This window comes from Buchnera aphidicola (Hyadaphis tataricae) (assembly GCF_005081445.1).
GTDB lineage: Bacteria > Pseudomonadota > Gammaproteobacteria > Enterobacterales > Enterobacteriaceae > Buchnera > Buchnera aphidicola_AE.
The window spans coordinates 99,286-118,381 of record NZ_CP034873.1; the positions used below are offsets into that span (position 1 = coordinate 99,286).

At 27.0% G+C, this 19,096-nt stretch carries 15 protein-coding genes, 1 tRNA gene and 3 pseudogenes; 16 read left to right on the forward strand and 3 right to left on the reverse strand.

From position 1 onward, the window contains the following. Window positions 1–559 precede the first annotated feature (559 nt). Complete coding sequence (aroC, locus tag D9V69_RS00470; protein ID WP_158356389.1) at window positions 560–1,624, reverse strand: chorismate synthase; 1,065 nt, start codon at window positions 1,622–1,624, stop codon at window positions 560–562. A 227-nt stretch (window positions 1,625–1,851) separates the two neighbouring features. Between aroC and smrB the strand changes: the two genes are divergently transcribed. From smrB to metG, 12 genes are all read left to right on the forward strand, one after another. Then, on the forward strand, window positions 1,852–2,385 hold the full coding sequence (gene smrB / locus D9V69_RS00475; protein ID WP_158356390.1) for an endonuclease SmrB: 534 nt from the start codon (window positions 1,852–1,854) through the stop codon (window positions 2,383–2,385). A 440-nt stretch (window positions 2,386–2,825) separates the two neighbouring features. Next, window positions 2,826–3,725 (forward strand): ATP phosphoribosyltransferase, encoded by a 900-nt coding sequence (gene hisG / locus D9V69_RS00480; RefSeq protein ID WP_158356391.1) that lies wholly within the window; start codon window positions 2,826–2,828, stop codon window positions 3,723–3,725. Between the two features lie 9 nt (window positions 3,726–3,734). Beyond that, entirely contained in the window at window positions 3,735–5,051 is a 1,317-nt protein-coding gene (gene hisD / locus D9V69_RS00485; protein ID WP_158356842.1) for a histidinol dehydrogenase, read from the forward strand. Beyond that, the gene (hisC, locus tag D9V69_RS00490; RefSeq protein ID WP_158356392.1) at window positions 5,041–6,138 is read left to right on the forward strand and encodes a histidinol-phosphate transaminase; all 1,098 of its coding nucleotides are present in this window, start codon (window positions 5,041–5,043) and stop codon (window positions 6,136–6,138) included. The genes hisD and hisC overlap by 11 nt, the downstream gene beginning before the upstream one ends. Then, window positions 6,135–7,196, forward strand: a complete 1,062-nt coding sequence (hisB, locus tag D9V69_RS00495) for a bifunctional histidinol-phosphatase/imidazoleglycerol-phosphate dehydratase HisB (protein ID WP_158356393.1) — start codon at window positions 6,135–6,137, stop codon at window positions 7,194–7,196. The genes hisC and hisB overlap by 4 nt, the downstream gene beginning before the upstream one ends. After that, window positions 7,196–7,789 (forward strand): imidazole glycerol phosphate synthase subunit HisH, encoded by a 594-nt coding sequence (gene hisH / locus D9V69_RS00500; protein WP_158356394.1) that lies wholly within the window; start codon window positions 7,196–7,198, stop codon window positions 7,787–7,789. The genes hisB and hisH overlap by 1 nt, the downstream gene beginning before the upstream one ends. A gap of 4 nt (window positions 7,790–7,793) precedes the next feature. After that, the gene (hisA, locus tag D9V69_RS00505; protein ID WP_158356395.1) at window positions 7,794–8,531 is read left to right on the forward strand and encodes a 1-(5-phosphoribosyl)-5-[(5-phosphoribosylamino)methylideneamino]imidazole-4-carboxamide isomerase; all 738 of its coding nucleotides are present in this window, start codon (window positions 7,794–7,796) and stop codon (window positions 8,529–8,531) included. Next, entirely contained in the window at window positions 8,510–9,286 is a 777-nt protein-coding gene (hisF, locus tag D9V69_RS00510) for an imidazole glycerol phosphate synthase subunit HisF (RefSeq protein ID WP_158356396.1), read from the forward strand. The genes hisA and hisF overlap by 22 nt, the downstream gene beginning before the upstream one ends. Beyond that, window positions 9,280–9,894, forward strand: coding sequence for a bifunctional phosphoribosyl-AMP cyclohydrolase/phosphoribosyl-ATP diphosphatase HisIE (gene hisIE / locus D9V69_RS00515; protein ID WP_158356397.1), 615 nt, complete (start codon window positions 9,280–9,282; stop codon window positions 9,892–9,894). Before hisF ends, hisIE begins: the two co-directional genes overlap by 7 nt. A gap of 214 nt (window positions 9,895–10,108) precedes the next feature. Continuing rightward, the gene (gene gndA, locus D9V69_RS00520; RefSeq protein ID WP_158356398.1) at window positions 10,109–11,539 is read left to right on the forward strand and encodes an NADP-dependent phosphogluconate dehydrogenase; all 1,431 of its coding nucleotides are present in this window, start codon (window positions 10,109–10,111) and stop codon (window positions 11,537–11,539) included. A gap of 177 nt (window positions 11,540–11,716) precedes the next feature. Next, complete coding sequence (dcd, locus tag D9V69_RS00525; RefSeq protein WP_158356399.1) at window positions 11,717–12,298, forward strand: dCTP deaminase; 582 nt, start codon at window positions 11,717–11,719, stop codon at window positions 12,296–12,298. 84 nt (window positions 12,299–12,382) lie between these two features. After that, complete coding sequence (gene metG, locus D9V69_RS00530) at window positions 12,383–14,017, forward strand: methionine--tRNA ligase (RefSeq protein ID WP_410051803.1); 1,635 nt, start codon at window positions 12,383–12,385, stop codon at window positions 14,015–14,017. Window positions 14,018–14,022: 5 nt separating this feature from the next. Here metG and tilS read toward each other — a convergent pair whose 3' ends face one another. Together tilS and D9V69_RS00540 are read right to left on the reverse strand one after the other, a co-directional pair. Then, window positions 14,023–15,399 carry a tRNA lysidine(34) synthetase TilS gene (gene tilS / locus D9V69_RS00535; RefSeq protein WP_261979631.1) on the reverse strand — a complete coding sequence of 459 codons (1,377 nt, stop codon included), beginning with the start codon at window positions 15,397–15,399 and terminating at the stop codon, window positions 14,023–14,025. Further along, window positions 15,376–15,449: transfer RNA gene (locus D9V69_RS00540), tRNA-Val, on the reverse strand. Before D9V69_RS00540 ends, tilS begins: the two co-directional genes overlap by 24 nt. Window positions 15,450–15,679: 230 nt before the next feature. Between D9V69_RS00540 and D9V69_RS00545 the strand changes: the two genes are divergently transcribed. From D9V69_RS00545 to rsxC, 4 genes and pseudogenes are all read left to right on the forward strand, one after another. Beyond that, window positions 15,680–16,297: a riboflavin synthase subunit alpha gene (locus tag D9V69_RS00545; protein ID WP_158356401.1), complete on the forward strand. Its 618-nt coding sequence runs from the start codon at window positions 15,680–15,682 to the stop codon at window positions 16,295–16,297. 76 nt (window positions 16,298–16,373) lie between these two features. Continuing rightward, window positions 16,374–16,954, forward strand: a pseudogene (rsxA, locus tag D9V69_RS00550) (electron transport complex subunit RsxA). A 2-nt stretch (window positions 16,955–16,956) separates the two neighbouring features. After that, window positions 16,957–17,453: pseudogene (locus tag D9V69_RS00555) on the forward strand (RnfABCDGE type electron transport complex subunit B). Window positions 17,454–17,562: 109 nt separating this feature from the next. Further along, a pseudogene (rsxC, locus tag D9V69_RS00560) lies at window positions 17,563–19,074 on the forward strand (electron transport complex subunit RsxC); the annotation flags it as partial. Window positions 19,075–19,096: the final 22 nt, after the last annotated feature.

Below are 19,096 nucleotides of genomic sequence, written 5' to 3' on the forward strand. Positions count from 1 at the left end.
ATTATAGAATTCACAATTGTATAAGTCGTATGTTATACAATGAACATACTAGAATCTAAAACTGATGCTCTGTAATTTATTTTATTAATGATTTTAAAACACTAATAAAAATATTATATTTTTATACAAAAGATAATATCTTATTTTTTATGATAATAGCTATAGATGGGATGATAAAATTTATAATATGAGAGAGAAATCATTATGATTTAAAAAATTTTAAAATTTTAGAAAGTATGCTTTTAACATTATTTTTTTAAAATGTCACTTGATGTAAAAGTCATGTTTTGTTAATTTTTTATGATTAAGAATGTGTGTTTATTGCAAGATTCACTATAAAAAATATTTTATACTAAAATAGTAATGATATTACAAATTTAATTTGTATTAACTGTTTTTTATTATAATATATTTTATAAATCTTAATCCAAAAATTTGATAATGTAGTAATCTTGTTTTATAAACAAGATATAAACATTTTTATATTTTAGTAAAACTACTAAATATCATTATATTTAGTAGCGTAATGTTTTAATTAAAACATAGTATTTTGCAGCTATTATGATTTACTACATTGTCCTTGAAATCGCAATAAGTGGTCCATTAATACAATTGCTGCCATTGCTTCTGTTATTGGTACAGCACGAATACCTACACATGGATCATGTCGACCTTTAACACTTATTTCTACTTGTTCTTTATTTTTGTTTATTGTCTTGCCTGTTTTTCTGATGCTTGACGTTGGTTTAAATGCTACTTTTATAACAATATTTTCTCCGTTGCTAATACCCCCTAAAATTCCTCCAGAATGATTAGTAGTAAATCCTTTTGACGTTATTTCATCACGATGTTCGCTGCCTTTTTGTTGAATGACCGAACAACCATCTCCAATTTCTACCGCTTTTGAAGCATTTATACTCATTAATGCATGTGCTAAATCAGCATCGAGACGATCAAAAACTGGTTCTCCAAGACCAACGGGGACATTTTCAATAACAAGAGTAACTTGCGCTCCAATTGAATCACCGGTTTTTTTTAAATATTTTATTAATTCTTCTAGCTCGAAGATTTTTTCAGGATCAGAACAAAAAAAACTATTTTTTTCTCTTTCTTTCCAAGATTTAAATGAACAATTAATATGGCCCATGGCTGATAAATATGCGCCTATTTTAACATTATATTTTTGTTTGAGATATTTTTTTGCAACAGCTCCTGCAGCAACTCGCATAGCAGTTTCACGAGCAGATGATCTTCCTCCTCCACGATAATCTCTGATTCCATATTTTTTTTCATAAGTGTAATCAGCATGACCTGGTCTAAATACATCTTTAATATCTTCATAATCTTTTGAACGTTGATCGCTATTGTAAATGATTAAACCAATACTAGTACCAGTGGTTATTCCATTAAACACTCCGGACAAAATTTGAACTTGATCTAATTCACGACGAGGAGTGGTATAACGAGAAACGCCGGGTCTTCTACGATTCAAATCGTGCTGTAAGTCTATACAAGACAACTCAAGACCTGGCGGAGTACCATCAATGATGCATCCTAATGCGGTACCGTGTGACTCTCCAAACGTGGTGACACAAAAATTTTTACCAATCGTATTTCCAGACATATATTTTTCTATTATTTTTGTTAAAATGAAATATTACAACTATACAGAAGAAATATAAAAAATCATTTTTTATTTTTAAATATTATCAAAATAATATATCTTGAGATGTAAAAAATTACTAATTATAACATTTTTTATTTGTTGTTTTTATAAAAACTAAATTATATAATTATTAAACAAATAACAAATGAAATGTATTTTCAATATGACATGTTTTGGTGAAAATTATGAATAAAAATCAGACTAGCAGTGCCAATAGCAATTTTTTATTTCGTCAATATCTTAATGGCACTCGTGAGATCGTACAAGATACTATTTTTCATCCTAGAATCCATAACCACAATCATACTAGCACAATGTCTAAACGTATTATATTCGAGCAAAATGCTCATAGTCATTATTTTTCTTATAGAAATAAAAAAGATTTATTTAAAGATAATCCAGTGTCTTATATTAGAAATAAACGTTCTTTTAATATTTTGAAAAATTTAAAACATGGAAAATATGATCCGGATATTTTTCTTGATTTACATGGATTGAATCAATATCAAGCGCAAAAAGCATTAGGTGAGTTGATTACGACATGTCAAAAAGAAAAAATATTTTGTGCACATATTATGCATGGACATGGTAAGCATATCTTAAAAAAGCAAACTCCTTTTTGGCTATCTCAACATCCAGATATAATAGCATTTCATCAAGCTCCGAAAATGTTTGGGAGCGATGCTGCAATTATTGTTTTAATTGAACTTAAAATTTAAATGATTTAGTAAAGAAGTTGTACTTAAATATTTTTTGGAAAAAAACATTTATATGCGTTTTGTTGAATAATTTCTATATTTTAATATTAATTATCTTCAATAAATTATCAACTTATATTGATGTTCTTGTTCTATCTTTTTTATCCAAAATAATAATGATTATATATGATCTAAAAACTCTTGTTCTGTTTTCAATGTAAAAATTTTTTATTTTTTTTAATTAACTTCTATTATATTGTATATTAATATATTGATATATAACAATTTTTTATTTGTTATGTGTTCATTGTATAATAATATAACTTTTCTTATATTTATTATTACATCATTATAATTCATGTTGTTATGATCATAAAATATTTCAAAAGCCCTTTTTTGGGTTTTTTTATTTTTAAGAGTTCGAATTTGCATAGACAAAAAATTTTTAAGGAATTTTTAATATGTTAGATAACTATCGTGTACGTATAGCAATGCAAAAAACTGGTCGATTAAGTACTGATTCTATAAAATTACTCGCTTGCTGCGGTATTAAAATTAATTTACAAAAGCAAAAACTCATTGCATTTGCTGAAAATATGCCTATTGATGTCATGTTAGTTCGTGATGATGATATTCCTGGATTGGTCATGGATGGTGTGGTAGATCTGGGTATTGTTGGAGAGAATGTGCTTGAAGAAGAACTGTTACACCGTAAATCACAAAAATGTGAATATTCATATCAAACATTAAGACGACTTGATTTTGGAGTATGTAGATTATCTTTGGCGCTTCCCTTAAATACTGAATATTCTAGTATAGAATCTTTGAAAAATTTTAGAATAGCAACCTCTTATCCACATTTGTTAAAAAAATATTTAGATGATAAAAACATTCCGTTTAAATCTTGTAAGTTAAATGGATCTGTTGAAGTAGCGCCTAGAGTTGGTTTGGCAGATGCCATTTGTGATTTAGTTTCAACAGGAGCAACTTTAGAAGCTAATGGATTGCGTGAAGTACAAGTTATTTATCATTCTTATGCATGTTTAATTTGTAAAAATGGAGATATAAATAATATGAAAAAAGAAATTATTAATAAACTCATGACACGTATTCAAGGTGTAATTAAAGCGCGTGAATCGAAATATATCATGTTACATGCTCCAATTAAAAAACTAGACGCGGTAATATCTTTATTACATGGAGCGGAAAGACCAACTATTTTAAAGTTAGCAGGTGATGAAAATCGAGTAGCCATGCATATGGTCAGTAGTGAGACATTATTTTGGGAAACAATGGAAAAGTTAAAATTTTTAGGAGCTAGTTCTATTTTAGTTTTGCCAATCGAAAAAATGATGGAGTAAATAACAATGATGACAGATGTGAAGAATCTTATTTTTTGGAATAAGTTAAATTCTCATGACCAAAAAAAAATATTATGTAGACCTGTTTTACAGACGGGTGGAAAAATAAAAAAAGTTGTAAAAAAAATTATAAAAGATGTGCAATGTTTTGGTGATCAAGCTATACAAAATTACTCTATATTATTCGATAAAATTCGTATAAAAGATTTACAGGTTTCGAAAGGAGAAATATCTGAATCGTCTTATGATATAAGCAAAAAATTAAAAAATGCAATTTTAATTGCAAAAAAAAACATTACATCTTTTCATGAAGCGCAAATGTCATCAAATGTAGATATAGAAACGCAATCTGGAGTGCGTTGTCAACAAATATATTTACCCCTAAATTCTATTGGTATTTATATTCCTAGCGGTACGGCAACTTTATTCTCAACTGTTTTGATGCTTGCAATACCCGCTCAAATTGCTGGATGTAAACAAATAGTACTATGCTCACCGCCTCCAATCAGTAAAAAAATATTATACGCATCGAATGTTTGTGGTATTGATAAAATATTTCGCGTTGGTGGAGCTCAAGCTATAGCTGCCCTTGCTTTTGGCACTGAAACAGTACCTAAAGTTGATAAAATCTTTGGTCCAGGGAATGCATATGTTACAGAAGCAAAACGACAAGTAAGTTCTGTTTTTAATGGATCGTCTATAGATATGTTAGCAGGACCATCAGAATTATTGATTATTGCTGATAAGTATGCTAACGCAGATTTTATTGCTTCTGATTTATTATCACAAGCTGAACATGGCACTTCTTCTCAAGTAATTTTATTAACTCCTTGTATAAAGTTAGCTCATAAAGTCATTATTGCTCTAAATCAACAAATTAAGACATTAAGTAGATTACTGGAGATTGAAGCGGTTTTGAAAAATAGCGTGATTATTGTTACCAAGGATTTATCGGAATGTATTAACATATCTAATATGTATGCACCGGAACATCTAATTATTCAAACTCAAGAACCTAGAACAATTCTCAATCATATTTTAAATGCTAGTTCTGTTTTTTTAGGAGCATGGTCTCCAGAATCTGCAGGAGACTATGCTTCTGGTACAAATCATGTTTTACCCACTTATGGAAAATCTAACGTTGATTCAGCCTTAGGCGTAGCTGATTTTCAAAAACGTATATTGGTTCAAGAGCTAACTTCTGAAGGATTATTGAATATAGCTAATACTTTAGAAATTTTATCTTCTGAAGAAAAACTTCAAGCTCATAAACATGCTGTCAAAATTCGAGCTGATTTTTTAAAGGGAAAAAAATATGATAGATAATTTTAAAAAACTAGTGAGACCTAATATTCAAAAGTTACAACCATATGAATCTGCAAGACGCATTGGTGGTCAACATGGTGATGTTTTATTAAACGCAAATGAATCACCTATATTTACGCCTTTTGAATTAAAAAAAAAAATATTTAATAGATATCCAGAATGCCAACCGAGTGATTTAATATCGTCTTATTCTGAATATGCAGGAGTACTTCCTGAACAAATTTTAGCAACTAGAGGTGCTGATGAAGGAATTGAGTTACTAATTAAAGCTTTTTGTGATCCAGGAAAAGACTCCATCATTTATTGTCCTCCAACGTATGATATGTATAAAATAAATGCTAAAATTGCTGGCATAACAATAAAAGAAGTTCCTTCTATTAAAAATACTTGGCAATTAGATTTATTCAATATTCAATTAAACTTAAAAAATGTAAAATTGTTATATATTTGCCATCCAAACAATCCTACTGGAAACATTATTTCCAAAGGCGATTTAATAAGTTTATTAGAAATGACTGAAAATCGCGCTTTGATAATTTTGGATGAAGCGTATATTGAATTTATACCTGAAAAAAGTATGATATTTTACTTAAAAAAGTATTCGAACTTAGTAATTTTAAGGACATTATCTAAAGCATTTGCTTTAGCTGGAATAAGATGTGGTTTTATTTTAGCGCATAAAGAAATAATACATATTTTAAATAAAGTAATTAGTCCTTATCCAATATCTATACCTGTATCTAATATTGCTATTCAATCTTTAAGTCAACGTTTCATCCAAATAATGAAAAACCGTGTTTCAGAGTTAAATGATAATCGTATTTGGTTGATTAATGAATTGAAGCAATTATCTTGTGTAAAAAAAATATTTAACAGTCATACTAATTATATATTAGTGCGATTTTTTATGTTTGAAGAAATTTTTAACACATTTTGGAAAAAAGGTATTATTTTGAGAAAACAAAACTCAAAGATGAATTTAGAACAATGTTTAAGAATTACTATTGGTACACGTGCAGAATGTTTTCGTGTCATTCAAGAATTAAAAACATTTTCTGCAGCATTTTCTAAAAGAGGTTTAGCATGAAAAAAAAATATTTATTTATTGATCGAGATGGCACGTTAATAGATGAACCAGATAACAATTTTCAAATAGATTCAATGAGAAAATTAAAATTTAAAAAAAATGTTATTCTTGCATTGTCTGAGTTATCAAACCTTGATTACAAATTAATTATGGTTACAAACCAAGATGGATTGGGAACTGCATCTTTTCCCTTAGAAAATTTTAATCAACCTCATTTATTTATGTTGCATGTTTTTGATTCACAAGGAGTCACTTTTGATGATGTATTAATTTGTCCTCATTTTATACATGATGATTGCAAATGCCGTAAACCTAAAATTCATATGATAAAACCATGGTTAAAAAAAATAGATTCGCTACATAGTTATGTTATCGGTGATAGAAAAACAGATATGATTTTAGCAAAAAATCTTGGGATCTCTGGAATTCAATATAAAGAAAAAATGTTTAATTGGATTCAAATCAAAAACGCAATCATGAAAAAAAACAGATGTGCGCAAGTGATAAGAAATACAAAAGAAACTAAAATTAATGTTCAAGTTTTTTTAGATTCAGAAGAAAACAGTGAAATAAGTACAGGAATTAATTTTTTTGATCATATGTTAGAACAACTATCAGTTCATAGTGGAATTTGTATAAAAATATCTGTAATAGGAGATCTTAATGTTGATGATCATCATACTGTAGAAGATGCAGGTATTGCTTTAGGAGAAGCATTATTGCAAGCATTAGGTAGTAAACATGGATTATCTAGATTTGGTTTTTATGTCCCTATGGATGAAAGCGTATCTCATTGTGTAATAGATATATCAAATCGTCCATATTTAAAATTTCAATCGACATTTCATTATCAAATGGTTGGTGATCTTAATACTGCAATGATCGAACATTTTTTTTATTCCCTAGTTTATTCTATGAGAATTACATTACATCTTAATGCTAGAGGAAAAAATGATCATCACTGTGCTGAAAGTTTGTTTAAGTCTTTTGGTTGTGCATTGCGTCAAGCAATTAGTGTGCAAGGGAAAAAACTGCCAACTTCAAAAGGAATATTATAATGAATAATATAGTTATACTTGATACTAGTTGTGCTAATTTAACTTCAATCAAGGTTGCAGTAGAAAAATTAGGTTATCGAACCACGGTTAGTTCTGATTTATCTATAATTATGAATGCAAAAAAAATATTTCTTCCTGGTGTAGGTACTGCTACTGCAGTAATGAAACATTTATATGACAAACAATTAATTAATATTATTAAAAACTTCAAAAAACCTATTTTAGGTATATGTCTTGGCATGCAATTACTTTGTAATTTTAGTGAAGAATGTCAAGGTGTAAAAACTATTGGAGTCATTGAATCTTCCGTGTTGCGTTTAAAAAGTAATGACTTACCATTACCGCATATTGGATGGAATAATATTAGTTTTCAAAAATCACATCCATTATTTAAAAACATACCAAATTATTCTAAATTTTATTTTGTTCACAGTTATGTTGTGCCAATTAATAAATATACTTTATCAACAACAATTTATGGTAATCATTTCACTTCAGCAATACAAAAAAACAATTTTTTTGGAGTGCAATTTCATCCGGAAAAATCAGGAAAATTGGGATCAATACTGTTAAAAAATTTTTTGGAGATATAATTTAATGATTATTCCTGCTTTTGATTTAATTAATGGAAAACCAGTTCGTTTATATCAGGGTAATTATCTTAATCAAAAAGATTATAATGTAAATTTACGCGAATGTTTAGAAGAGTATAAATTAAAGGGAATAAAAATAGTGCATCTAGTAGATTTAGATGGAGCAAAAAACAGCAAAAACAGACAGTTGAATTTATTAAAAAAAATACTATCGTATGGTATTATTCCTATACAAATTGGAGGTGGAATTAGAAATATAGAAGATATACAAAATCTTCTTGATTGTGGTGCTACTAGAGTCATCATTGGCTCTTGTGCTATAAAAAATAAAATTCAAGTGAAAAAATGGTTAGATATTTATGGTCCTGATAGAATCGTTTTAGCATTAGACGTACATATTAATAATAATAAAAAAGAGATTCATATTAATGGTTGGCAAAAGAAAACTAACTATTTTTTAGAAGACATTATTGAATATTTTTCGTCAAGTCAATTAAAACATGTATTATGCACGGACATATCTAAAGATGGTACTTTATCAGGTCCAAATTTTAAGCTATATCAAGATCTTGTTAAAAACTTTAAAAATATAAAATTTCAAGCTTCTGGTGGAGTGTCAGTATTAAACGATATTGTTTCTTTAAAAAAAACTGGAGTACACAATGTTATTATTGGTCGTAGTTTATTAGAAAAAAAATTTACTATAGAGGACGCATTAAAATGTTGGCAAAACGAATCATAGCATGTCTTGATGTTCGAAATGGTTTAGTTGTCAAAGGAGTTCAATTTAAAGATCATCAAATTATAGGCGATATATTGCCATTATCTCAACGTTATGCAGATGAAGGTATAGATGAATTAGTATTTTATGATATTGCAGCTTCTACAAGTAATAAGTTAGTCGATAGAAGTTGGATAAAAAAAATTGCAAAAGTAATCAATATACCATTTTGTGTTGCTGGAGGAATTAAAACAGTAAAAGATGCAAAAAATGTTTTAGAAAGCGGTGCAGATAAGATTTCAATTAATTCTTCAGCTTTGTTGGATCCAAATTTAATTACTAAAATTTCAGAATGTTTTGGTGTTCAATGTATGGTTGTAGGCATAGATTCTTGGTTTGATGAATTAAAAAATTGTTACATGGTACAACAATATACAGGAGATATCAGCAAAACATATCAAACTCAATGGAAAACATGTCATTGGATAAAAAAAGTTCAAGAACAAGGTGCAGGTGAAATTGTTTTAAATATGATGAATAAAGATGGATTGCAAAATGGTTATGATATTTCACAACTAAAAAAGATGAGAGCAATTTGTAAGGTACCATTAATTGCTTCAGGAGGCGCTGGAAATATGGAACATTTTTATCAAGCACTGTATTGTACTAATGTAGATGGAGTTTTAGCTGCATCTGTTTTTCATAAAAATATAGTGAACATAAAAAATTTAAAAAATTTTTTAATTAAAAAAGGAATAGAAATTAGACTATGTTAAATAAAAAAAATATACTAAATCTTAATTGGATTAAAACAAATGGCATGTTGCCTGTCATTATACAAGATTATATTTCTCATAAAGTTTTAATGCATGGATACATGAATGAGACAGCCTTATTAAAAACTCAAAAAGATGGTGTAGTAACATTTTATTCGCGTACTAAAAAGCGCTTATGGACAAAAGGAGAAACATCAGGCAATTACTTGAAAGTAATTGAAATTACTACAGATTGTGATTATGATACGCTTTTAATTTTAACAACTTCTAAAAACTTAACATGTCATTTAGGTAATGAAAGTTGTTTTTCTTTAAAAAATAATAATACAAATTTTCTTTTTGAACTAGAAAAAATTATAGAAAATAATAAAACTTGTGCAAAAAATTCATATACATCTTATTTATATCAATCTGGTACCAGTCGCATAGCACAAAAAGTTGGTGAAGAAGCGGTTGAAACAATATTAGCTGCAATGAAAAAAGATAAAAATGAATTGATTAATGAATCTTCGGATTTAATTTATCATTTAATTGTATTGTTGCACGATCAACATTTAAATTTCAATATGATTCTTGATAATTTAAAAAGCAGAAATAAAACTGCATAGACATATTGCTTTAACATCATTATATGAGATTAAATTGTTTTTTTTATGTGTATTTTAATATTAATAAAGTATCAATAACATATAAAATATACATGATCTATATTGATATTGTTTAAATTTATCTCACATATTCAATGTTTATATTTTTTTTTATTGCAGATATAAGAAAAAATTTTTTTAAAAAATTTATAAAATTTTATAGATGGAGAATAATATGTCAAAACAACAAATTGGTGTAGTCGGAATGGCTGTTATGGGAAGAAATTTAGCATTAAATATTGCAAGTAATGATTACACTGTCTCAATCTTTAATCGTACTAAATCGGTGACAGAAACAGTGATTCATAACAATACAGGGAAAAATATTTTTCCATATTTTTCTATAAAAGACTTTGTAGAATCTCTTACTAAACCCAGATGTATTTTATTAATGGTACAAGCTGGAAAAGCGACAGATGATACTATTGAGTCTATTATGCCATATTTAGATAAAGAGGATATATTAATTGATGGGGGTAATACGTTTTATAAAGATACTATGCGAAGAAGTAATCATTTATCTAAATATGGTATTAATTTTATTGGAATGGGTGTTTCTGGAGGTGAGTTAGGAGCCTTAACAGGACCTGCAATTATGCCTGGAGGGCAAAAAAAAGCATATGATTTAGTATCTTCAATGTTAAATAAAATATCAGCAAAATTTGATAACGAACCATGTGTTGCTTATATTGGTCCAAATGGTTCTGGACATTATGTAAAAATGATACATAATGGCATTGAATATGGAGATATGCAATTGATTGGAGAAGCATATTTTTTATTAAAGTATTTATTGAATATGACTAATGAAGAACTATCTGATATTTTTTTTGAATGGAATAAAGGTGAATTAAATAGTTATTTAATAGATATTACAAAGGACATTTTTATATTCAAAGATCAAAATGGCAAATATTTAATAGATTATATTTTAGATATAGCTGAAGAAAAAGGAACAGGAAAATGGATTAGTCAAAACGCTTTAGAAGTTCGTGAGCCTCTTTCATTAATCACTGAATCAGTCTTCTTACGTTATTTGTCTTTTCTGAAAAAACAACGCATAATAGCCTCAAAAATACTAACAGGGCCTAGTGTTAATCAACGCATTCAAGATAAAAAAAGTTTTGTTGAAGAAATTAGAAAAGCGTTATATTTAGGAAAAATAATTTCTTATGCACAAGGCTTTGCTCAATTAAATAAAGCTTCAGAAAAATATTCTTGGAACTTACAATGTGGTGAGATTGCTAAAATCTTTAGATCTGGATGTATCATCCGAGCAAATTTTTTAGAAAAGATACAAAAAGAGTATGTTTCTAATCAAAATATAGTTAACCTGTTATTAACACCATATTTTTCAAAAATAGCTAATGAATATCAAATTTCATTACGTAACGTAGTTATACAAGCGATACAATATGGTATTGCAGTTCCTGCTTTTTCTGCAGCTATTTCGTATTATGATGGTTATCGTTCTATAAATTTACCGGCTAATCTTATTCAAGCTCAAAGAGATTATTTTGGGGCCCATACTTATCGAAGAATTGACAAAACTGGTTATTTTCATACAGATTGGAAGAGTACAAGAAAACGCTTTAATACCAATTAAATTGTAGACGTTATTTTTTTGATGCATTCTGTGTGCAATGCGAATGGTATTTGGATTGAAAAATCGCAATAGCAGACGATGTTAAAAAAAAATCTCTGCTATTAAACATTATATATATTATGTATATATTTTAAATATAAAAACCTTTCAAAAAATATGCTATAAATAGGCAAAACAATGCGTTTATGTGATCGAGAGATTGAAGAATTGTTAATCCAGAAAAAATTAATTATTACACCTTATCCTAAAAAAAAATTGATTCATGGTATTACTGTTGATATTCATCTTAGTAACAAATTTCGTTTTTTTCATGATCATATTAAATCTTATATTAATTTATCTGATTCTAGAAAAAATATGAACTTGGCATTACAAGAAACTATGAGTAATGAGATAATATTTTCTCGTAATAAACCGCTTTTTTTGCAACCGGGTTCGTTGGTATTATCTTCTACTTTTGAAAGTATTGCAATTCCTAATAATTTAGTGGGTTGGTTAGATGGTCGCTCATCTTTAGCTCGTTTAGGATTGATGATTCATGCAACTGCACATCGTATTGATCCTGGATGGAAGGGTAATATTGTATTAGAAATTTTTAATGCTGGAAAATTAACTTTAGGATTATATCCTAAAATGAAAATTGCTGCACTCAGTTTTGAAATGCTTTCTAGAGCAGTATTACATCCTTATCATTCTCGTAATGAGGCAAAATATAAAATTCAAACTGGAGTCATGCCTAGTCGTATTGATAAAGAATAACATGACGTTAATAAATTAATGATTTACGAATATTTTTATTTTGTATATTATATGTTTTTAAAAAATAATATTACGTTAAATCTTATGAGAAAAATTTTAGTTACTTGTGCTCTACCTTATGCAAATGGTTCTATTCATATTGGTCATATGCTTGAACATATTCAAGCAGATATTTGGGTTCGCTATCATAGAATGAAGGGAAATGAAGTTTGGTTTGTTTCTGCTGACGACGCACACGGAACAGCTATTATGTTAAAATCTAAAAAATTAGGGATATCGCCAAACGATTTAATTAAAAAAATACAAAAAGAACATCAACAAGATTTTATTAATTTTAATATTTCTCATGATAATTATCATTCTACGCATAGTATAGAAAATTTGTTCTTATCTAGAAAGATATTCGCAATATTAAATAAAAAAAAATTGATTCAAGAAAAAACTATTTTTCAGTTTTACGATAATGTAAAAAATATGTTTCTTCCAGATAGGTTTATCCAAGGTCAATGTGTTTTTTGTAATGCAGAAAATCAATATGGAGATAATTGTGATCATTGTGGTGCCACTTATGAACCGATAGATTTAGTTAATCCTATATCTGTCATTTCTGGCAGCAAGCCTATTTTAAAAAAGACTAAACATTTATATTTTCGTTTGCCTTCTTTCAAAAGTATGTTAAAAAAATGGGTTAATTCTGGTGTTTTATCAAAATCTGTTTTAAAAAAAACAGAAGAATGGTTTGAATTAGGTTTGAAATCATGGTGTATTTCTAGAGATGCGCCATATTTTGGCTTTAAAATACCAAGATTTCCAAACAAATATTTTTATGTTTGGTTAGATGCTCCAATTGGTTATATAAGCACTTTTAAAAATCTGTGTTATAAAAAACCTAGATTAAATTTTAATGATCTCTGGAATGAACAATCGAATTATGAATTATATCATTTTATAGGAAAAGATATTATTTATTTTCATACCCTGTTTTGGCCTGCAATATTAGAAGCTGCATCTTTAAGAAAACCTAACGGTATTTTTGTTCATGGTTATCTTACAATAAATGGAATTAAATTATCGAAATCACGTATTTCTGCTTTGATCAAAGCAAAAGATTGGATTAAGTGTTTCAATTCAGATAGTTTGCGTTATTATTATGCAAGTAAGTTGTCAAATAATACTAATGACATTGAAATTAATTTAGAACAATTTGTTCAAAAAATTAACAGCGATATTGTAAATAAATTAGTAAACCTAGCCTCAAGAAATGTTAGTTTTATAGAAAAGAATTTTAATGGTTATTTATCTAAAAAATTAAGTGATATGAAAATATATCAATATTTTGTAGAAGCAAGTGTTGTCATTGAAAAATATTTTGAAAATAGAGAATTCAATCTTGTTATTCAAGAGTCTATGAGATTAATAGATATTGCAAATAAATATATTAATGAAAAAAAACCTTGGACAATTCAAAAAACAGAAAAAAATCAATATGTATTACAAGAAATTTGCAGCATGGGAATTAATTTATTTAGAATAGTAATGATTTTTTTAAAACCAATATTGCCCGATCTAGCTATAAAAACAGAAAATTTTTTAATATCAAAATTGACTTTAGATAGCATAGATCAACCATTATTACATCATAAATTAAACAAGTTTACTCCATTGTATCAAAGAATCAATATAAAAAAAATCAATGACTTAATTAAGATGTGTCAATAATCTGTTTATTCGAATACAAAATTATTTTGATGGTTTAATATTATATTACTATTCCAAGATATGCTCCATGTTTTTTTTTTGCTATTATTAATTTTAACAACAAATACACCTAATGCGCTAATTAAAGTGTCGTTGTAAAATAACAATGGAATTTGATGACGTAACCAAGGAGGAATATTTGTTTCTTGCCAGATTTTTTTTATTTTCTTGCTATGTTTTTTCCCTAAGATTAAGATATTACCCTCATATTGAAAACGAATATTGATTAAATCATTGTCATCAGGTTCCGGAAGATCAATGCCTTTTTTGTTTTTAGTTAAATATCCTAAATCATTCGGAAGAATTAATGTTTGGTTTTTGTCATGCCAAAATAACAGGGTATTGTTTAAACTAGATTTTTTTTTCAATAAATAAAGTGAATTTTTATAACGTCGTATCTCGTGTTTATTTAAGAAAAATTTTGGATTGGCATCTATTTTGCTAAAAATCATTTGATGATAAATACATTGAATGTTTTTATAAGATGGCATTTTTATTTTTTGCAATGCAATCCACATTCTTATAAACGCAGTGCATATTTCTTTTTTGATGTTCTTGAAGTCTGTTATGTTTAAAGAATTATCATCTTTGATGAATTTTTTAATTTTTTTCATTAAAAAATAGTTTAATAAAGCAGTTTCTTCTTGACATATTTTTGTAGTTCGAAAACAATTTTTTAAAAAAAAAGGCCATTTTTTTTCTAAAATTGGAATAATTTTATGTCTGATATAATTGCGATCATAATTTGTATTAAAATTACTAAAATCTTCAATCCATGTTATTTTATTATTACGCGCCCAACTTTCTAATGTTTTTTTTGTTTGATTTAACATCGGTCGAAAAAATTTTTTATCACCGAGTTGCGTTTGAAATGACATAGCAGATAACCCAGTAGGGCCACTACCTCTTTTTAAAGATAAAAAAAATGTTTCACATTGATCATTCATGTGATGACCAGTGAGTAATATTTCTTCAATCAACAAACATTTATAAATAAGACGATAACGTTGAATTCTTAATTCTTTTTCAGAGTAATTTTTATTCGTATCAATATTAATGTTTTTTACTACTAATGGTATTTGATATTTTTCACAATTCTCTTCACAGTGTTTGCTCCACATTTTTGATAAATGATGAAGATTATGGTTAATATGAATGGCGCGGATTGTAATCTCTGGAATATGCGTTTTTAATTCAATTAATTTGTGTAGTAGTACTGTGGAATCTAATCCACCACTATAAGCTATTAAAAAAGATTTATATTTAGATGATAAGATAATATTTTTAATCAATAATTTATGATCCAAAAAAATTTTTTCTACGTTCGAGCGGACTTGAACCACTAACTTCTACCATGTCATGGTAGCGCTCTAACCAATTGAGCTACGAACGTAAATATTGTAAATATGATTAATTATTTTATACCATTTTTATTATATATTATTTTCCATCAAATATACAAATATTTTATTGAATACTTGAAGGGTATATCTGTTAAAAAACTAATGTAAAAAAGTTGTTTGTTATTATAAAAATTTTTATTTTTAATATAACATATAAATTTTAATATAACATTATGATTAAATATCATATAAATTAAACATTTATGCTCAAGGAAATATTATGTTTACAGGAATTGTTAATGGCATTGCTACTATTGTTTTTATAGAAAAAAAAATTAAAATGGATACATTAACCGTAAAATTATGGTCTAATTTTTCTAAAACTTTGCAATTAGGTGATTCAATATCACATAACGGATGTTGTCTCACTATAAAACATATTCATCAAAACAATATAATATGTGATGTTATAGAAGAAACATTAAAAAAAACTAATTTAGGAATGTTAAAGATTGGAGATAAAATTAATGTTGAACGCGCACTAAAATATGGAGACGAAATAGGTGGTCATATAATATCTGGACACGTTATAAGTACAGTCGAAGTGTCTGATGTACAAAAATATGATAATAATCATGTTATATGGTTAAAGGTCAACGATACAAAATTAATGAAATATCTTTTTTACAAAGGTTTTATTTGTATTGATGGAATAAGTTTAACTATTGGCGATATTGTTAACAATCAATTTTGTGTAAATATTATACCACAAACCCTATTATCTACTACAATAAAAAGCAAAAAAAATGGTAGTATACTGAATATGGAAATTGATTTATATACTCAAACTATTGTAGATACAACAGAGCGTTTTTTAAAAAAAAATATGATTAATTGAAAAAAAATAAAATTCATTTATACTAGAAAATTATAAAATATTACTGAATATGTATAAATTTATTGTAGTGAAAAAAATGAAATATTATTTTTTGATTTTTATGGCTAATATATTAATAGAAAACTTTATTTTAGTAAAATTTCTTGGTCTTTGTCCGTTTTTAGGTGTTTCAAATAAAGTAGAAACAGCCATTGGAATGAGTTTTGCAACATTTTTTGTCGTTTTTGTATCTACCGTATTATTATCTTTAGTGAATTTTTTTTTTTGTTACCTTTAAATATATTGTATTTAAGAATTATTGCTTATATGTTAATTATATCAGTAAGTGTGCAATTTATAGAAATTTTTTTGCGCCATGTTAGTCCAGTTTTATATCGTTTGCTTGGTATTTTTCTTCCATTAATCACTACAAATTGTACAGTACTAGCTATTCCATTATTCAGTTTATACATGAATCATACATTTTTAGAATCTATATGTTATTCTACTGGTGCAGCTGTTGGTTTTACTTTGATAATGATTGTTTTTGCTTGTATACGTGAACGTATTACGTATTCTGATATTCCGGAACCATTTCAAGGTGCGCCTATTGCATTAATTACCGTTGGTATTATGTCCATTATATTTATGGGATTCAAAGGATTAATTAAAATATAATTATGTTAATTATCATGATTTTTGGTATTGCATCTTTTTTTTTGGCATTATCCTTAGTTGTGCGGCACATAAACTAAATGCAAAAAATAATTCTGATGTTAATACAATTAATGAATTACTACCTCAAAGCCAATGTGCTCAGTGTGGTTATATTGGTTGTTATCCTTATGCTAAAGCTATTGTTGAGCAATCTGAAAAAATTGATAAATGTATTCCAGGTGGTGCCGAAATTGTACTTAAAATAGCTACAGTATTAAATTTACAAAAAACTATCAAACTTGATCTGATGACTCAAAAAAAAATCTTTGATACTGTCGTTTGGATAGATGAAAAAAATTGTGTGGGATGTTCAAAATGCGTTATTTTTTGTCCAGTAGATGCAATAATTGGTGCGCCTAATTTTATACATACAGTATTGTATGATTTTTGTACAGGTTGTAATATTTGTTTGTTACATTGCCCAACTAATTGTATTAAAATAAAAAAAAGGTCATCATGAAATACATAATTTTATTAAGATTGAAAAAATTTTTTCAAAATATGAGTTTGATAATATGGCTCAAAAAAGTTTTATTTAAGTTTTTTAACTTAAAAAAAAATATGATTTTAAAGGAGGTTTAGATTGTTCATATAAAAATATTAAAAAAGAAAATTATTTAATAAAAACATTACATCTTCCAAAAAAATTTTGTATTTCTGTTCAGGGAGATTTTTCCAAAATAAAATTGCGTGTAGACATTAATCAAAAAATATTACGTGGACAACCTTTAATTTTTGGTGATGATTTTACAGTTCCAATGCATTCTCCGACTTCTGGTTGGATAAAAGATATCTTTTGTGATTCCGATTTTATTTCTAAGGACAAAAAAAAAATAAACATTGTTATTTTATCCGATAATTTGGATCAATGGATTAGATTAAAACCCATAGTTAATTATGAACAATATACCGCTCAAACATTGATTAAAAAAGTTCATCATGCTGGTGTTGTTGGACTTGGAGGTGGTCAGTTTTCATCTGCAAAAAAATTAACTTTAAGTATCGGAAAAGTACACACTTTAATTGTGAATGCAGTAGAAAGCGAACCATATGCAATATCGGATAACTCTTTATTATGTCATCATATAAAAGATATTTTAAAGGGATGTGAGATTATATCTTGGATAACTAAAGCAGAAATAGTTTTAATAGCGATACAAGAACATCATCATATCATAATTAAAAAAATTTTATGTGCTATTAAAAATAAACCTTCATTTAAAATTTGTATTTTAAAAAATAAATATCCTGGAGGCAGTAGTAAAGTGCTGGTAAAAATGTTAACAGGAAATGAAATTCCTTACAATAAACACGCTATTGATATAGGTTGTCTTGTTTTTAATGTTTCCACAATATATGCTATAAAAAAAGCGATTATTAATGGAGAACCACTCATAGAAAGAATTGTGACCCTTTTTAATGAAAAAGATTTTGTTTTAAAAAATTTTTGGGTCAGAATTGGTACCACAATAAAAGATTTTTTAAAAGAAATAGGATTAAAACAACAAATCAACTTGAACATTCGTTCAGGAGGTTTTTTTATGGGAACGATGATTCGTGACTTAAATTATTCAATACTTAAACAGACTAATAGTATCTGGGTGAAGTTAGATAAAAAAGATAATAATATTGTTACAACAAGCTGTATTAAATGTGGAAAATGTTCAGAATTATGTCCAGTTAATTTACTTCCTCAACAGATTTACTGGTATGCTAAAAACAACGATCATCAAGCAACAAAAAAATATAATGTGTTCGATTGTATTGAATGTAATATATGCGAAAAAATATGTCCTAGTCAGATTTCATTAGTTAAGTATTTTAAAAAAGAAAAACAGATTCTTCAAAACTTAATTTCAGAAAAAATATTTAAAAAATCATCTTTTCTGCGTTTTAAAGAAAGACAAAAAAGATTATCAAATAAAAAATATACTATGATTAATAATAATTATGCAACACATTTTTCTGTCAAAGCAAAAGAAATTGATCTTAATAATATGAAGAAAAAAAATTTTTTAAAACAAAAAATAAGAAAACAAATTGTTCAAGAAGCAATAAAACGCATGAATAGAAAAAAATAGAATTTTATACAATTTATATTAA